Raw genomic sequence first — 15,078 nt, 5'->3', positions numbered from 1 at the left:
GCGGGGAAAGTCCCCTTCAGCGGCCGAACTTGACCGGTCCGAAGACCGCGTGACCAGGCACTCCGGCCTTCGCGGCCTTCCCGGCCACCGGCACGCCGAGCACCCATAACCGCCCGGTCGCGGCGATCCCGGCGGCCAGCGACGGGTCCGACCCGCCGGCCCGGACGGTGACCTGACGACCGTCGGGCAGCACCGTCCGGCCCTGCACGGTGACCATGCCGAAGAGGTTGACCGACGCCGGTCCGGACACGACGGCCAGTTCGGTCCACCGCGGCTCGGGCGCCGGGCGGGCCAACACGAGCGCCGTGATGGCGAGCCCGATCGCCGCGAGGAAGCAGAGGACCGCCAGCACCCGCGTCTCCGACACGAGGCTGTTGCCGCGGTCCGGGAGGTCGAGGGCGATCCAGACCGAGAAGCCTGCCGCGACCAGCGTGATCCCGGCACCGATCAGGTAGTGCGACGCGAGCATCCGCCGGTGCAGGGTGAGCATCCGGCGCGGCGTGACCGGCTCGGCGCGCAGCGGCCGCGAACCTTTCACGGGGGCGTCCCGGATTGCACCGCGCCGGGGGGCGATGACACCGGGAAGCAGGCAGAACGGACCGAGCACCCACAGCCTCCGCTGCGCCGCGAGTTGCGCGCGGAGCGGGGCGGGCAGCCGGACGACGAACCACCGGTCGTCGAGCGGAACGCTGACCCGGGAACCGGCGACGACAGCGCCGTCCAACCCGCTCACCAGGCGGAACGGCTTGTGGGTGAGCTTCCGCATCCGCGAGGATCCGGCGAACACGAGGTAGCCGAAGTAGAGCGAGACCGGTGTCATGAAGACGAGGAGGAAGGCGGGCACGGCGACGCCGTACCGCCCGGACACCGCCAAGAAGGCGCCCAGAACGACCAGAGCCCCGGCCGCGAAGAACGTCGTCCCGGCTGTCGTGGTGAGGCGATCGAGCAGGGGAGCCAGGGCCGGCATGTTCACCGCCGGAATCCCTTCGGGTGGTTCGAGTGCCCGGATTCTGCGGTCTTCCACCTGGTCAACCTATACGCGTGAGCCGAGAAGTGATCTAGCCTACTTCCACTCGGCGCGTAAATCAGGTTAGGCTCACCTAACTTAGGAGGTGAGCCGTGACCACACCGACGTCCATTCGCCGCCCGCCGGCGCCGAACCCCGCGGAACGTGCGAAGACGATCGCCACCCGCAACGGGCCGGCGACGCTGATGCCGACCGCCGAGCAGCGCGACCAGCCAGGACAGTACGGCCGCGTCATCCCCGAGCTGCACCACGTGCACACGAGCGGCAGCGTCAGCATCCTGCTGCCGGACGAGCACCACCTGGTGAAACGCTCGCACGAAGCGCAGCGCGGCGAACTCGCGGTGATGGTCGAACTGACCGATCAGGCGCCGGTCGACCTCCGCGAACCCATCCGCGGGCTGCTGTGGATCACGGGCTGGCTCCGCCCGCTTTCGGAGGTCTCGGCCCGCGCCCGCGCGGTCTCCATCGCCGAAACCCGGCCGGACGAGCGGCTGCTGGACGTCGGCCACGGCCTCACCCTGCTGAGGCTGACCCCGGCGTCGTTGGTGCTCGCGGACGCCGAGGGCACCCACTCGCTCCGGCCGCACATGTTCAGCGCCGCCCCGCCGGACCCGTTCCACGACTACGAAGCCGCGTGGCTGCGGCATCTGGAGACCGATCACGCCGACGTCGTCCAGCAGCTCGCCAAGCACGTGCCCGCCGAACTGCGCGGTGGCTGGATCCGGCCGCTCGGACTGGACCGGTACGGCCTGCGGCTGCGGGTCGAGGCCGACTCCGGCGACCACGACGTCCGGCTCGCTTTCTCGCGCCCGGTCGAAGGACCGCCACAGCTCGCCGGCGAGATCCGCAGGCTGGTCGGCTGCCCGTTCTTTTCGGAGGGCTAGGCGAGTTCGGCCGGGAAGCCGCCCTTGGCGATCGGGCCCCACGAGTCGATGGTGACGCGGATGATGCTCTTGCCCTGCTTCACCATCGCTTCGCGGTACTCGTCCCAGTCGGGGTGCTCGCCCGAGATCGCCCGGAAGTAGTCGACCAGCGGCTCGATCGAGTCGGGCAGGTCGAGGACCTCGGCGGTGCCGTTCAGCTGCACCCACTGGCCGTTCCACTCGTCGGAAAGGACGCAGGCGGACACCTTCGGCTCGCGCCGGACGTTGACGACCTTCGCGCGCTTCGGGTACGTGGAGATGACCAGGCGGCCTTCGCCGTCGACGCCGCAGGTCACCGGCGAGAGCTGCGGGCCGCCGTCGGCCTTGGTGGTCATCAGGATCGCCCGGTGGCGGGTGGACAGGAAGTCGACGAGCGCGGCACGGTCGACGGTTTCGTTGGTCGCGATGCTCCTTGGCATGACTCGACGGTAACGTGCGACCGATGAGCTGGCTGCGTCCCGAACGCCCGGCGCTGCCGGAATTCGTGGAAGACCCGGCGCGCCGCCGCGCGATCGTCATCGAACTGGTCGTCGTCTTCGGAATCACCCTCGGCCTGTCCGGGCTGCGCAGTCTGCTGTCCCTTGTGGACTCGCTGCTGCAGCCCGTCCCGCTGGCGCAGCAACAGGCCCAGCTCAACGTCCCCCAGGCGACGCTGAGCCTGGTCGATCTGCTCAAACAGCTCTTGAGCGCCGGTCAGCTGGTCGGCTGGGGCGCGCTCGGGCTGTACCTGTTGTGGCGCGGCGGGATGAAGCTCGCGCAGATCGGCCTCGACCGGAGCCGCCCGGGCCGCGACGTCGGGCACGGCCTCCTGCTCGCCGCGGTGATCGGGATTCCGGGACTGGGGCTGTACTTCCTCTCCTACAGCCTCGGATTCAGTCTGTCGGTGCAACCGTCCACATTGGGCGAAACGTGGTGGCGCCCGATCACGCTGACGTTGTCGGCCTTCGGGAACGCGTTCGCCGAAGAGGTGCTCGTCGTCGCGTACCTGCTGACCAGGCTGCGGCAACTCGGACTGCGCGAGAACACGTCACTGGTCGCCTCGTCCGTGCTTCGCGGGTCGTATCACCTGTATCAGGGTTTCGGCGGTTTCGTCGGCAATGTCGTGATGGGCCTGGTGTTCGGCAGGCTGTGGCAGAAGACGAACCGGCTGTGGCCGCTGATCGCCGCGCACACCGCGCTCGACTTCGTCTCCTTCGTCGGATACGCGCTGCTCAAGGGGCGAGTTTCCTGGCTTCCCTAGCTAAGCTCGCGGAGTGATTGACGAGACGACTCCACCCCGAGTTGACAGCGAAGTCGGCCCCCTGCGTGCGGTTCTGCTGCACCGGCCCGGCAACGAGCTCAAAAGGCTCACGCCTCGCAACAACGACCAGCTCCTGTTCGATTCCATCCCCTGGGTGGACCGCGCGCAGGAGGAGCACGACGCGTTCGCCGAGGTGCTGCGCGGCCGCGGCGTCGAGGTGCTGCTGCTGGCCGACGCGCTGCGCACGGCGCTCGCGGACACCCGTGCCCACGCGGCGGGCGTGCACGCGGCGGTCGACGAGCGGCGGCTCGGGCTCGATCTGGCCGATTCGCTCCGTTCCCACCTGTCGAGTGTCTCCCCGGAGGTGCTGGCCGAGGCCCTGATGGCCGGGATGACGTTCGAGGAACTGCCCGCCGCCGAGGGGGTCTCGCTGGTCCGGCTGATGAACCACCCGAACGACTTCGCCGTCGATCCGCTGCCGAACCTGCTGTTCACCCGTGACTCGTCGGCGTGGATCGGCGACCGCGTCGCGGTCTCCTCGCTCACCATGCCCGCCCGCGTCCGCGAGACCGCCGTCCTGGACCTGATCTACGCCTACCACCCGTGGTTCCGCCACGCGTCCCGCGCGTACGGCGCGCATTCGGCGCCGATCGAAGGCGGCGACGTCATGCTGCTCTCGCCGGGCGTCCTGGCCATCGGCGTCGGCGAACGGACCACCGCGGCGGGCGCGGAGTCGCTGGCGCGGTCGGTGTTCGCGGACGGGATCGCGCACACCGTGCTCGCCGTCCCGATCCAGCAGACCCGCGCGACCATGCATCTGGACACCGTCTGCACGATGGTCGCCGCCGACGCCGTGGTCATGTATCCGCTTTCCCGCGATTCGCTGACCGCGTTCACCATGCGGCCGACCGACGACGGTTCCATGAAGGTGGAAGGCCCGGCTCCATTCCTCACCGCGGCCGCCGAAGCAATGGGAATCGACCGGCTCCGCGTCATCGACACCGGGCTCGACCCGGTCACCGCGGAACGCGAGCAATGGGACGACGGGAACAACACCCTCGCGCTCGCGCCCGGCGTCGTCGTCGGCTATGAACGTAACGTGGAAACCAACGCCCGCTTGGAGGAAGCCGGTATCGAGGTACTGGCCATCACCGGCTCCGAGCTGGGCTCCGGCCGTGGCGGGCCGCGCTGCATGTCGTGCCCGATCCGGCGCGAAAGCATCTGAAACAGAAATTAAGTAAGCCTTCCCTAATCGATCGCAATTGATTAGGGAAGGCTTACTTAATTGAGGTGGACCTATTATCGGTAATGGTAACCTAATAGGGGGTAGATCACCAGGCAAAAGTGGAAATCGAATAGCGCATGACGTATCTTTGAATGCATGGCCCTCATCAAGAAGCAACCGCGCTCGAAGTTCTACGAACTGCTGCAGGCGCAGATCCACAACGAGTTCAACGCCTCCCAGCAGTACATCGCGCTCGCGGTCTGGTTCGACGCCGAGGACCTGCCGCAGCTCGCGAAGCACTTCTACAAGCAGTCCGTCGAGGAGCGCAATCACGCGATGGCGCTGATCCAGTACATGCTGGACACCGACCACCACGTCGAGATCCCCGGCACCGGCGACGTGCGCAACACGTTCTCCGACGTCACCGAACTCATCGAGCTGGCGCTGCAGCAGGAGAAGGACGTCGCGACCGACATCCAGCAGCTGGCCAAGGCCGCCCGCGCCGAAGAGGACTACATCGGCGAGCAGTTCACGCAGTGGTTCCTCAAGGAGCAGGTCGAAGAGATCTCCCAGATGTCCACGCTGCTCAACATCGTCAAACGCGCCAACGGCAACCTGTTCGAGGTGGAGAACCACCTGCACCGCGAGTCCATCGGGGACGGCGGAGCCGACTCGGGGATGCCCCCGGTCGCGGGCGGCGCGCTCTGACGCACTGACCGCTCTCCCACCACAGAGAAAACCCGGGCTCTCCCCCTTGGAGCAGCCCGGGTTTTCTTCTGCGCTCGGACGACCTCAGCTGAACTGGCAGTCCTGGTTGAGGCTGGTCAGCAGGATGCTGACGGCCGATCCGTCGTTGGCCACGAAGATCCGGTACGCGCTCACCGCGCCGGCGGGCGCGACGTAGGCGCTGCCGTCCTTCGTGCTGCCGGGGTACGCGGCGAGGATGTCCGCCTCGGTCGAGCCGACCCCGATCCCTTCCGGGGTGTGCACCGTGCCCGCCGGGTTGATGACGGTGATCCCGTTGCCCTCGGTCAGCGACACCGACGTCGGCCCCGGTACGGCGGATCCCTCCGCGTAGCCGTAGGTGCAGGCGCCCCGGACCTCTTTCGCCCGCAGCGGCCCGGCGATGGCCTCGGCCTCGGCCTCGCTCATCCCGAGCCGGAGCTTGCCGAACCCGGCTGAGGTCAGCAGCGCGCCGGTGGTCACCTTGCCCTGCGCGGGCGGTTTCGTGGCCGCGGTGCTCTTCGGCGGCTTGACGGGCCCGTCGGAGACCGTCGACGGCGGTGGCGCGGACGTCTGGGGCGGCGCTGCCACCGACGACGACGCCGGCGGCGCCGAAGTCCCCGGTCCCGGCTGCACCTGGCTGGTCGCGGACTGCCCCATGCTGAGCTGGTCGGCCGAGATGACCGCGCCGTTGTCCTTCGAGTGGATCGAGAAGACCGCGAGCCCGCTCCCGACCATGACCACCGCGGCGGCCATCCCGCTCGTCGTCTGGATCATCTGGCGGCGACGACGGCGGCGACGGGCACCCGCGACGATCGTCTCGGGATTCAGCGTGGATCCCGCGCCCATCCGCTCATCTGAGAACAGGTCACGCAGCTTTTGCTGCACGTCCTCCTCGGACATGTTCATCCCGCTTCCCTCCCTTCACCTTTGGGCTCGAACAGTGCGAGCTTCGTGCGCAGCGACGCGATCGCCTTGCTCGCCTGGCTTTTGACGGTGCCCTGGCTGATACCGAGCGAATCCGCGATCTCCGCTTCGGACAGCCCCTCGTAGTAACGCAGGACCATCACCGCGCGTTGCCTCGGCGGCAGCGCGCGTAACGCCTGCCACAGCGGCTCGTGCTCGAACGGATCCGCCGGACTGTACGGCTGCGTGTCCGGCAGGTCGGCGACCAGGCTCTCCCGTTTGGTCCGGCGCCACCGGCTGACGTGCGCGTTGGCCATCGAACGGCGGATGTAGGCCATCGGGTCGCCGGTCTTGTGCTGGACGTAGGACCAGCGCGAGCCGATCTTCTCCAGCACGGTCTGGACCAGGTCGGCGGCGTCGTGCGGGTTCCCGGTGAGGGCGTGGCCGTACCTGAGCAGACCCGGCAGGCTGGCCTGCACGAAGTCGCCGAAGTCGGTGAGCTCGGCCGGCACGTCTCTCCCTCGGCTCTCGCCGGACCCCCAGACATCCGTCCCCGAGATGACCGTCGCGGCAGCGGTCACCGTATCGCCTCCTCCCGGGGTCACTCGGCCAGGTATCTCTGGCTCACCTCTCCCGAAACGCATGACCGCCCCCACAGGTTGTCTTCAGCCGCGAACCATTTCGAGAGACGCCCGTCCGGGTGAGGCGTTGCGCTTCTCAACGTCTCGACACGGACTCGGGAATCTTGAACGAACCGTCCCCCCGAACAGGGAATTCGTGAACGGCCACCACCGCGTTACGCGGTATCGGACCGTACACATGGGGGAACTGGATCCCGGCCGGGTGCGGCGGGTCGCCGTCCTCCCAGACGACGGGCGCGCCGACGAGCGCCGGGTCGATCTCCAGCAGCACCAGATCGGTGCGGCCGGGGAACACCGCGTCGGCCGGGATATGCGCCGTTCCCGGGTCCGAGCAGTGGATGAAGCCGTCGGAATCGAGGGACGCGGCGGTGTAGACGCCGCCTTCGGGCACCGCCGCCCACTCGCTCTCGGTGCAGATATGAAGGATCACGCGCCCATCCTGACGCAATTCGTCCTCTGGTTGCGGTAGATGCGCGTGCAACTACCGCAACCAGAGGACGAAACGCGAGGGGTGGGTCAGCGGATGGTGAGCTGGCGGCCGATCAGGCCGTCGCGGGAGCGGCGCTCGGTGGCGTTGAGCGGCTCGGTGTCGAGGGACTTCAGCGCGGCGTCGAGCCGGACGCCGAGCTGGTCCTTCGCGTCGGCCCACTCGCGGGCGTGGGCCTCGGGGTCGAGGTCCCACACCGGGACGAGCAGCCCGTGCGCACGGAACGAGCCGGCGTAACGGGAGCCCTCGCCGAGGCCCAGTTCACCGGCCGCGGACAGCCGCGCAAGCGCTTGCAGCAGCAGGTTCTCCGGTTCGGGGCGGACCCAGCGCAGGTGCGCCTTCTCGCCGGCGAGCACCCAGTACGCACCCGCGCCGAGGCGTTCGGTCGGCATGATCGCCGCGTTCGCGCGCTCGAGGGACAACGCGACGTCGCCGCTCGCGTCGGCGTCCTCGGGCAGCCACCAGGCGAAGTCGTTGTAGAGCGTGGCGTCGAGTTCGACGCTCGTGTCGAGCAGGTCCTGCAGACGGGCCTTCTCGTCGGCCGTGGGCGGCGTCGTGGTGTCCGGCACGGACAGGACGTCACCCTCCTTGGCCTCGAGCACCCACTGGAGCGCCCGGCCGAGGTCACGGCTGATGTCCGAGGACCGGGTCTGCACCTGCATCCCGACGTAGCGCTCGCCGTCGGACCGGACGAACGCGGCCGCCGCCATCGGCAGCACCGTGCCGAGGGTGACCTTCTCGCCGGAACCCGCCAGCGTGAGCGCCGCCGTCGCCGAAGGGACGAACTCGCGCAGCGCGATCAGCTCGGTCTCCGCCGCGAGCCCCTCGAAGGGCTGGCCGACGAAGACGTCGCGCACCTTCGGCTTGCGATCCGAAGTCGTCTTGGGACCCTTCTTGCGCGAACCCTTGCCCACGTCAGCCTCCTCAAGCTCGGTTCGGAACGCTATCGCGGGAAGGGCGGGGACCTCGTAAGGCCCCCGCCCTTCCCGCGCGCGATCAGGACCGCGAGGCCGGGCGACGGCGCATCAGGACCACGCCACCGGCGCCCGCCGCACCCGCTCCGGCCAGCCCCGCGATCAGCCAACCGGCCGACGCGGGCTCGTCGACGGGCCCGCCGCCGGTCTGCGGTGCGCCCGCGGGGACCTTCGAGACCTGCTTCGGCGCCTCCTTCTTGACCGGCTCCTTCTTCGCCGCCGGGACGACCTTCACCGTCGCCGAAGGCTCGACGGTGTCGCACAGGAGGACGAACAGATAGTCACCGGGCTTGGCACCCGGAAGCGCCTTGTAGGTCACCTTCACGTCGGTGCCGCCGGCCCGCTTGACCGACTTGTCCGCGACCTGCGTGAACCCCTCGGGAGCGACGATCGAGAAGCCGTGCGGCGTGACGCACCGGCCCTGGGCGGTCACCTTCCCGCCCGCCTCGACGGCCTTCGGCGAGACCCAGAACTTGGTGCCCTTCGGCTTCTCCGGCATCTCGACCGGCGCTTCGGTGGCGAAAGCGGTCGCGGGCAGCAACGCGAGAGCGGCGGCGGTGAGACCGGCGAAAAAGGCATGACGAATACGCATGGAAATACCCCAGTTCGAAAGAGTCGATTGCTTTCCGGGCCAGACGGCCACGAAATCCCCTTGTCGTCCCGCGCTTCCGCGTTCCGACACCCCTAGAGACGCCGGGCCGCCGCCGAGGTTCAGCGGAGTTGGTAACGAAAGCGTCGCACGGAAAACCCCCACCGTCACCGAGATCAACCGGATCGGCCGGTTTCAGCGGCCATTCGTGTACCACGGAAACATGACTGAAAATGGTTGTCATCATCCGGACGATCTAATCGCGGGTGATCAGCCTGCCTTTTCCCCCTCACCGCACCGAATACTCGATGACGGCGCCATCCCGGCGTCGAAGTGCGGAGAAGGGATCCACAGATGAGCACCTCCAAGCGCCGGGCAGCGCTGGCCGCGTTGCCCGTGGCACTCGGGCTGATGCTGGCCGGGCCCGCGGTGGGCACGGCCTCGGCCACACCGCAAACCGCCTCGGCCGACCAGGCCCGCCACTGCCTGCTGCTGTGCGGCGGCCACCACCACGGGCACCATCACCACCACTGGCTGGGCCTGCACCTGGGGCTCTGGCTGCATCTGTGACTCCCGGCGCCGCGCCGGGGCGCCTCCCGGCGCGGCGCGGCTACAGTCGGAACGTGTTCGACCTCGCCGATCCGGCCTTCCTCGCGAACCCGTATCCGTCCTTCGCCGAACTCCGCGAGCGCGGCGAAGTCCACCGCCACGACGGCCTCGGCATCGCCGTGGCGGTGTCGCACGCGGCGTCGGCCGCCGTCCTGCGGCATCGCGGGCTCGGCCGGATCTGGCAGGACGCGCTGCCGGTGGAGCGGTTCGCGTCGTTCAACCTGCTGCACCGCAATTCACTGCTGGAGAACGAGCCACCCGCCCACACCCGGCTGCGACGGGTCATCGCGGGCGCGTTCGGACGCGGGCACGTCCAGCGGCTGCGGCCGATGGTCGCCCGGCTCGCGGACCGCATGGTCGGCGACCTCGCCGCCGAGATCGCCGAAACCGGCTCGGCCGATCTGCTGGCGCATCTCGCACAGCCGTTGCCGGTCGCGGTCATCGCGGAGCTCCTGGGCGTCCCGGTCGAGGGCGGGCCGCGCATGGTCTCGTGGTCGAACCACATCGTGAAGATGTACGAGTACGGACTCGCCGAAGAGAAGCGCGACGCCGCCGAAGCCGCGGCCGCGGAGTTCGTCGACTACCTGCGCGACGTGGCGAAGCAGCGCGCGAGTTCGCCCGGCGACGACATCGTCAGCGATCTCCTGCGCAGCGAGCTCACCGAGGACGAACTGGTCGCGACCGCGGTCCTGCTCCTGATGGCCGGGCACGAGGCGACGGTGAACGTCATCGGGAACGGCGTCAACGCGCTGCTGACCCACCGCGACCAGTGGGAGCGGCTGGTGGCCTCCCCCGACCTCATGGACCCGTGCGTCGAGGAGCTGATCCGCTTCGACGCGCCGCTCCAGCTCTTCGAACGGACGGCGACCACCGACGTCGAGATCGCCGGATACCGGGTGGCCGAGGGCGAGAAGATCGGCGCGCTCCTCGGCGCCGCCGCATGGGACCCGAAGGTGTTCGACCGGCCGGACACCCTCGACATCGGCCGCACGCCGAACGCGCACCTCGGCTTCGGCATGGGCATCCACTACTGCGTCGGCGCCCCGCTCGCGCGGGTGGAGATCGCGGCCGCGCTGACCGCGCTGACCACGAAGCTGCCGGGGCTGAAGCTCGCGGAGACGCCGGAACGACGGCCGGAGTTCGTGATCCGCGGCCTGCGGTCGCTCCCGGTCACCGCGGACTAGGGGTACTCGACGACGACCTCGTACAGCGCCGCGTTGGGCGTCGCGATCTCGGCGGCGCGTTCGGTCGACGCCTTGAACACCTGGTTCTTGCCCGCCGCTTCCCAGGCTTCGCGGCTGTCGTAGTGCGTCACGTTGACGAGCTGGAAGCGCGAATCCGGCAGCAGCGCGCGATGGAGCTTGGCATCGCGGAAACCGGGCGCGTCACGCATCAGCTTCGCGCGCTCTCGCCACGTTTCGACGAACTCGTCCACGCGGTCCGCGGGGATCTCGAAGACGTTGATGAAGGTGACGCCGTCGTCGCTCATGAGCACAGTCTTGAACTTCGAGTGAGCTGGAGGTCAACGGTGACCTGGCTCACTCCGCGAGCAGCGTCAGCGGGCAATCTCGGGATACAGCGTGAAATGAGAAACGTGCACCGGCTTGATGTGCTCGAAATGTCGGCGATCGACTGTCGCCACCTCGACCGTCCTGAGCCTTTCAGCCGTGGCAACGACAGCCGCGTCCGCCAGGCCGAGCGGCCAATCCGAGTACTGCCGCATCAACACGGCCATCCGCCGGAAATCATCGTCCATCGGGTGATAGACGGCGAACTGCGGTGAACGCACGAGCCCTTCGATGAACGCCGCTTCGGCTTCACCACCGAGATACTTCTCGATGTAGTGGCACACCTCGGTCAACACGAGCGACGGCACCAGCAGATCACGCGTGGCCGCGGTCTCGAGCCACGCGACCACTGACCGGTGGTGATCATCTTTTTCGGCTGACCATGGCTATGAGCGGGCCAGCGTCTACCACAATCGGACGCGCCATCGGCTTTCGCTTGACTCAGGCGACATCCTGGCCGCGCACCACGGCCTTCACGCTCTCGGACGCGTCAGCGGGGAGATCGAACATCCCCAAGAACGACGGCGGCGAGTACGGCTTCGATGTCTCGTCTTCGACCGGCTCGGGCCTGCGGATTCCATGACCGGCGAGCCTCGTTTTCATCCCAGGTGAGAAACGCCCCGTGACAGCCTTCATGGCGGACGGCTTGTACGGACCGAGCACAGCAGACCTGGCCCGGCCGGTCTCCCCGGCGGGCAGGTCACACTCCTGCTGCTCGCTACTCATACCGCCATGTTACAGACCGATGCGCTTTCGGCAGAGTGCGTAGATCCGCATTCAACAGTTGGTGGAAAAGTTGCGTCAGCGCACTGAAGAGGCGGGACGCTCGCGCCGTTCCGGATCCGGAACGCCGTCCACCTTCAGCACGCGAAGCAGGCGAAGCCGCTTCTCAGCCACAGGAGCGAGCAGACCGGACATGCGCTTCACCAGCAGCGCCGTCACGACCGCCAGCCCGGCCGCGGCCAGATCGGTCAGCGCGACCAGCACGACACCGTCGGCCAGTGCCTGCACGCCGTCACGGAATCGCCAGACGATGACGAGCCCGAGCAGCAGCCAGTTCAGCGCCCAGACGCCCCACCAGACCAGCACGAGCCGCGACGGCTTGGGCCGCGTTTCGCGGGTCCGGCGCAGGACGGCGTGCTCGAGTTCGGCGATGATCGGCAGCACGAGGATCAGGTTCACCACGGGCACCAGCACGAACGCCAGCACCTGCCACTGCCGCCTCGGCGGCACCTCGCCGGAGGCGTCCGCGGCGGCCTGCCTGGCCACGAGCAGCCACCACACGGTGAGCCCCGACGGCAGCAGCGAAAGGATCGTCGTGAGCAGGCCCGCGGTGATCACGAAGGTGTCGGAGACCGTGACGACGGACGTCGACAGCGCGGAATCGCGGCTCTGCACGAGCAGGACGTAGCGCCAGATCTCGGAGGCCGCGGCGGCGAGCGCGAGGACGGCGAAGGTCCACAGCACCGGCAGGACGCTGCGCGTGATCACCCGCAGCCGTTCCCCGGCGGTGACCTCGCCGGACGCCGTGCCGGGGACCGCGGTCGGACGCCGCCAGACCAGGTTCGGGAAACCCCACCTCGGCGGGACCGGATAGGACGGCGGACCGGAGTAGCGCTCGGCCACGGGTTTGCGCCGCTGCGGCCAGGCGCCCGGAGGCGGCGAGGCGACCCAGCGGACGCGATGGCGTGCCGGCTGGGGCCGCGGCTGCTGCATCGGCGCGGGACGCACCGGCGGCACCGGTGTCCTCGGCGGGTAGTGGCCCGGCTGCACGGTTACAGCACTTCGGGGTCGACGCCGGGATGGTCGCCGACCATCGGGCGCCCTTCCTGCTGCCAGGAGCCCATCCCGCCGGCGACGTTCACCGCGTCCCAGCCGCTCGCGTTGAGCCACGCGGCGGCGCGGGCGGACCGGCCGCCGCTGCGGCAGATCACGTAGACCGGCTGGTCGTCGGGCAGGTCGTCGAGTTCGCCGACGCGCGCGGGCAGGTCGCCCATCGGGATGTGCTTGGCGCCCGGGGCGTGCCCGGCGGCCCACTCGTCGTCTTCGCGGACGTCGAGCAGCGCGACGCCGTCCTTGGGCAGATCACGGACGGCGACGGTCGGGATGTCAGCAGGGCTCACCACCCTGCCATCCTCGCATCCCGTCCCGTTGCGCGCGCGTGAAGAACGCCTCAGTGCTGGGCCGCCTTTTCGGCACCGGCACCGGTGAGCGAGCGGACCTCCATCTCGGCGTACTTCTTCTGGTTGTGTTCCTTGGACAGCACCGTGCCGAGCCAGCCGAGGAAGAACGCCACGGGGATCGAGACGATGCCGGGGTTGTCGAGCGGGAACCAGTGGAAGTCGACGCCCTGGATCATCGAGGCGCTCTTCCCTGTCTTCGCGTCGATGGGCTTGCCCGAGACCGCCGGCGAGAAGACGATCAGCAGTACACAGACCGCGAGACCGCCGTAGATGCTCCACAGCGCGCCCTGGGTGTTGAAGCGCTTCCAGAACAGCGAGTACAGGATGGTCGGCAGGTTCGCCGACGCCGCCACCGCGAACGCGAGCGCCACCAGGAACGCCACGTTCTGGTTCTTCGCGAGGATCCCGCCGACGATCGCGACGGCCCCGATCACCAGCGCGGTGATCCGCGCGACGCGGACCTCGCTGTCGGGGTCGGTCTTGCCCTTCTTGATCACGCTGGCGTAGACGTCGTGCGCGAACGACGCCGACGCCGTGATCGTCAGGCCCGCGACCACCGCGAGGATCGTCGCGAACGCCACCGCCGCGATGAATCCGAGCAGGACTGGGCCGCCCAGTTCGAGCGCCAGCAGCGGCGCCGCCGAGTTCGTCGTCCCGGGCGCCTTCGCGATCACGTCGGGGCCGACGAGCGCGCCCGCGCCGTAGCCGAGCACCAGCGTGAACAGGTAGAAGATGCCGATCAGCGCGATCGCCCAGACCACCGAACGGCGCGCGTCCTTCGCGGTCGGCACCGTGTAGAAGCGCATCAGCACGTGTGGCAGGCCCGCGGTCCCCAGCACCAGCGCGATGCCGAGCGACAGGAAGTCCAGCTTGGTCGTGCCGGTCTTCCCGTACTGCTTGCCGGGACCGAGAAGCGCTTCCCCCGTCTGGCCGCCCTTGTCGACGGCGGCCTGGAACAGGCTGGAGAGGTTGAAGCCGTACTTCCCGAGCACCCACATCGTCATCGCGAACGTGCCCGCGATCAGCAGGACGGCCTTGATGATCTGGACCCAGGTGGTGCCCTTCATCCCGCCGATCAGCACGTACAGGATCATGATCACGCCGACGACGGCGATCACCAGGTCCTGGCCGAGGTTCCCCTCGATGCCGAGCAGCAGGTTCACCAGGCCGCCCGCTCCCGCCATCTGCGCGAGCAGGTAGAAGAACGAGACGGCGAGCGTGGAGACGGCGGCCGCCGCGCGGACCGGGCGCTGCTTCATCCGGAACGCGAGCACGTCGCCCATGGTGAACTTGCCGGTGTTGCGCAGCAGTTCCGCGACCAGCAGCAACGCCACCAGCCACGCGACGAGGAACCCGATCGAGTAGAGGAAACCGTCGTAACCGTTGATCGCGATGGCACCCGCGATACCCAGGAACGACGCCGCGGAAAGGTAGTCGCCGGAGATCGCGATCCCGTTCTGCGGACCGGTGAACGCGCGTCCCGCGGCGTAGTAGTCGGAGGCGGTCTTCGTATTCCGGCTCGCCCGGAAAACGATCACCAGCGTGATCGCGACGAATACCGCGAAAATGGTGATGTTGAGGGTCGGACTGCTGCCCTGTACGCCCGCTGCCAGCGTTTTCACCGTTCGGTCCCCTCGATCTCGTGCCGGATCTTGTCGGCGAGCGGATCGAGTTTCCGGTTGGCATACCGGACATAGAGGCCGGTGATCACGAAGGTGGACACGAACTGCAGCAGGCCGAAGACCAGGCCGACGGTGATGTTGCCGAAGAGCTTGGTGCCCATGAACCCGGTCGCGTAGTCGGCGAGGAGCACGTAGAGCAGATACCAGAGCAGGAACAGGACCGAGACCGGGAAAACGAATACCCGGAGCCGTCGCCGCAGCTCGGTGAATTCCGGACTCGCCTGCACCTTTTCCCAGTCGGATTCCGGATCGGACCCGAGGTCTTGATCGGTATCACTCACTTCGGACCTCCCACCTGCCG

Annotated in this window: 19 protein-coding genes and 1 pseudogene; 6 read left to right on the top strand and 14 right to left on the bottom strand. The window is 68.7% G+C overall.

The features are described 5' to 3' along the window. Nucleotides 1-16 precede the first annotated feature (16 nt). A complete protein-coding gene (locus ACLJPX_RS21745; protein WP_410601684.1) occupies nt 17-1,024 on the bottom strand; it encodes a hypothetical protein in 1,008 nt (335 codons plus the stop codon). A gap of 95 nt (nt 1,025-1,119) precedes the next feature. On the opposite strand from ACLJPX_RS21745, the gene ACLJPX_RS21740 reads away from it, so the two are divergent. Next, nucleotides 1,120-1,911, top strand: coding sequence for a DUF2470 domain-containing protein (locus tag ACLJPX_RS21740; RefSeq protein WP_101611713.1), 792 nt, complete (start codon nt 1,120-1,122; stop codon nt 1,909-1,911). Here the strand turns inward: ACLJPX_RS21740 and ACLJPX_RS21735 are convergent. Next, the gene (locus tag ACLJPX_RS21735; RefSeq protein ID WP_410601683.1) at nt 1,908-2,369 is read right to left on the bottom strand and encodes a PPOX class F420-dependent oxidoreductase; all 462 of its coding nucleotides are present in this window, start codon (nt 2,367-2,369) and stop codon (nt 1,908-1,910) included. The genes ACLJPX_RS21740 and ACLJPX_RS21735 overlap by 4 nt on opposite strands. 23 nt (nt 2,370-2,392) lie before the next feature. Between ACLJPX_RS21735 and ACLJPX_RS21730 the strand changes: the two genes are divergently transcribed. The 3 genes from ACLJPX_RS21730 to ACLJPX_RS21720 all read left to right on the top strand — a co-directional run bounded on the left by ACLJPX_RS21730 (nt 2,393) and on the right by ACLJPX_RS21720 (nt 5,123). Next, on the top strand, nt 2,393-3,190 hold the full coding sequence (locus ACLJPX_RS21730; protein WP_410601682.1) for a CPBP family intramembrane glutamic endopeptidase: 798 nt from the start codon (nt 2,393-2,395) through the stop codon (nt 3,188-3,190). A gap of 13 nt (nt 3,191-3,203) precedes the next feature. Next, nucleotides 3,204-4,415: an arginine deiminase gene (locus ACLJPX_RS21725; protein WP_101611710.1), complete on the top strand. Its 1,212-nt coding sequence runs from the start codon at nt 3,204-3,206 to the stop codon at nt 4,413-4,415. A 156-nt stretch (nt 4,416-4,571) separates the two neighbouring features. Beyond that, nucleotides 4,572-5,123: a ferritin gene (locus ACLJPX_RS21720; protein WP_076163986.1), complete on the top strand. Its 552-nt coding sequence runs from the start codon at nt 4,572-4,574 to the stop codon at nt 5,121-5,123. 84 nt (nt 5,124-5,207) lie between these two features. Here ACLJPX_RS21720 and ACLJPX_RS21715 read toward each other — a convergent pair whose 3' ends face one another. The 5 genes from ACLJPX_RS21715 to ACLJPX_RS21695 all read right to left on the bottom strand — a co-directional run bounded on the left by ACLJPX_RS21715 (nt 5,208) and on the right by ACLJPX_RS21695 (nt 8,738). After that, nucleotides 5,208-6,047 carry a hypothetical protein gene (locus ACLJPX_RS21715; protein ID WP_410601681.1) on the bottom strand — a complete coding sequence of 280 codons (840 nt, stop codon included), beginning with the start codon at nt 6,045-6,047 and terminating at the stop codon, nt 5,208-5,210. Next, nucleotides 6,044-6,556 (bottom strand): SigE family RNA polymerase sigma factor, encoded by a 513-nt coding sequence (locus ACLJPX_RS21710; RefSeq protein ID WP_101611707.1) that lies wholly within the window; start codon nt 6,554-6,556, stop codon nt 6,044-6,046. Before ACLJPX_RS21710 ends, ACLJPX_RS21715 begins: the two co-directional genes overlap by 4 nt. 205 nt (nt 6,557-6,761) lie before the next feature. After that, nucleotides 6,762-7,115 carry a DUF952 domain-containing protein gene (locus ACLJPX_RS21705; RefSeq protein WP_410601680.1) on the bottom strand — a complete coding sequence of 118 codons (354 nt, stop codon included), beginning with the start codon at nt 7,113-7,115 and terminating at the stop codon, nt 6,762-6,764. Nucleotides 7,116-7,201: 86 nt separating this feature from the next. Then, nucleotides 7,202-8,086 carry a DUF5926 family protein gene (locus ACLJPX_RS21700; protein ID WP_101611705.1) on the bottom strand — a complete coding sequence of 295 codons (885 nt, stop codon included), beginning with the start codon at nt 8,084-8,086 and terminating at the stop codon, nt 7,202-7,204. 82 nt (nt 8,087-8,168) lie between these two features. Next, complete coding sequence (locus tag ACLJPX_RS21695) at nt 8,169-8,738, bottom strand: hypothetical protein (protein WP_410601679.1); 570 nt, start codon at nt 8,736-8,738, stop codon at nt 8,169-8,171. A gap of 351 nt (nt 8,739-9,089) precedes the next feature. On the opposite strand from ACLJPX_RS21695, the gene ACLJPX_RS21690 reads away from it, so the two are divergent. Next, on the top strand, nt 9,090-9,305 hold the full coding sequence (locus ACLJPX_RS21690) for a hypothetical protein (RefSeq protein WP_410601678.1): 216 nt from the start codon (nt 9,090-9,092) through the stop codon (nt 9,303-9,305). Nucleotides 9,306-9,358: 53 nt separating this feature from the next. Continuing rightward, complete coding sequence (locus tag ACLJPX_RS21685) at nt 9,359-10,528, top strand: cytochrome P450 (RefSeq protein WP_410601677.1); 1,170 nt, start codon at nt 9,359-9,361, stop codon at nt 10,526-10,528. Here ACLJPX_RS21685 and ACLJPX_RS21680 read toward each other — a convergent pair. From ACLJPX_RS21680 to ACLJPX_RS21650, 7 genes and pseudogenes are all read right to left on the bottom strand, one after another. Then, nucleotides 10,525-10,833 carry an antibiotic biosynthesis monooxygenase family protein gene (locus tag ACLJPX_RS21680; protein WP_043847837.1) on the bottom strand — a complete coding sequence of 103 codons (309 nt, stop codon included), beginning with the start codon at nt 10,831-10,833 and terminating at the stop codon, nt 10,525-10,527. The genes ACLJPX_RS21685 and ACLJPX_RS21680 overlap by 4 nt on opposite strands. A 66-nt stretch (nt 10,834-10,899) precedes the next feature. Beyond that, nucleotides 10,900-11,274 (bottom strand): annotated as a pseudogene (locus ACLJPX_RS21675) (type II toxin-antitoxin system VapC family toxin); the annotation flags it as partial. A 79-nt stretch (nt 11,275-11,353) separates the two neighbouring features. After that, nucleotides 11,354-11,638 carry a hypothetical protein gene (locus tag ACLJPX_RS21670; protein WP_410601676.1) on the bottom strand — a complete coding sequence of 95 codons (285 nt, stop codon included), beginning with the start codon at nt 11,636-11,638 and terminating at the stop codon, nt 11,354-11,356. 75 nt (nt 11,639-11,713) lie between these two features. Next, nucleotides 11,714-12,652, bottom strand: coding sequence for a DUF4328 domain-containing protein (locus ACLJPX_RS21665; RefSeq protein ID WP_410601921.1), 939 nt, complete (start codon nt 12,650-12,652; stop codon nt 11,714-11,716). A 35-nt stretch (nt 12,653-12,687) separates the two neighbouring features. Then, entirely contained in the window at nt 12,688-13,038 is a 351-nt protein-coding gene (locus ACLJPX_RS21660) for a rhodanese-like domain-containing protein (protein WP_076163979.1), read from the bottom strand. Nucleotides 13,039-13,085: 47 nt separating this feature from the next. Next, nucleotides 13,086-14,717, bottom strand: a complete 1,632-nt coding sequence (locus ACLJPX_RS21655) for a cation acetate symporter (protein WP_410601675.1) — start codon at nt 14,715-14,717, stop codon at nt 13,086-13,088. Then, nucleotides 14,714-15,058: a DUF485 domain-containing protein gene (locus ACLJPX_RS21650; protein ID WP_410601674.1), complete on the bottom strand. Its 345-nt coding sequence runs from the start codon at nt 15,056-15,058 to the stop codon at nt 14,714-14,716. The genes ACLJPX_RS21655 and ACLJPX_RS21650 overlap by 4 nt, the downstream gene beginning before the upstream one ends. Nucleotides 15,059-15,078 lie beyond the last annotated feature (20 nt).

The sequence above is a fragment of the Amycolatopsis sp. lyj-90 genome (genome assembly GCF_046549035.1).
Taxonomy (GTDB): domain Bacteria; phylum Actinomycetota; class Actinomycetes; order Mycobacteriales; family Pseudonocardiaceae; genus Amycolatopsis.
The sequence above is the reverse complement of the archived record's forward strand: the minus strand, read 5'-3'. Positions and strand labels throughout refer to the sequence as shown.

Excerpts from the sequence above, each read along its gene's own strand:
- ACLJPX_RS21735 (WP_410601683.1), bottom strand. The coding sequence starts at position 2,369 with ATGCCAAGGAGCATCGCGACCAACGAAACCGTCGACCGTGCCGCGCTC.
- ACLJPX_RS21730 (WP_410601682.1), top strand. The coding sequence starts at position 2,393 with ATGAGCTGGCTGCGTCCCGAACGCCCGGCGCTGCCGGAATTCGTGGAA.
- ACLJPX_RS21720 (WP_076163986.1), top strand. The coding sequence starts at position 4,572 with ATGGCCCTCATCAAGAAGCAACCGCGCTCGAAGTTCTACGAACTGCTG.
- ACLJPX_RS21715 (WP_410601681.1), bottom strand. The coding sequence starts at position 6,047 with ATGAACATGTCCGAGGAGGACGTGCAGCAAAAGCTGCGTGACCTGTTC.
- ACLJPX_RS21695 (WP_410601679.1), bottom strand. The coding sequence starts at position 8,738 with ATGCGTATTCGTCATGCCTTTTTCGCCGGTCTCACCGCCGCCGCTCTC.
- ACLJPX_RS21690 (WP_410601678.1), top strand. The coding sequence starts at position 9,090 with ATGAGCACCTCCAAGCGCCGGGCAGCGCTGGCCGCGTTGCCCGTGGCA.
- ACLJPX_RS21680 (WP_043847837.1), bottom strand. The coding sequence starts at position 10,833 with ATGAGCGACGACGGCGTCACCTTCATCAACGTCTTCGAGATCCCCGCG.
- ACLJPX_RS21670 (WP_410601676.1), bottom strand. The coding sequence starts at position 11,638 with ATGAGTAGCGAGCAGCAGGAGTGTGACCTGCCCGCCGGGGAGACCGGC.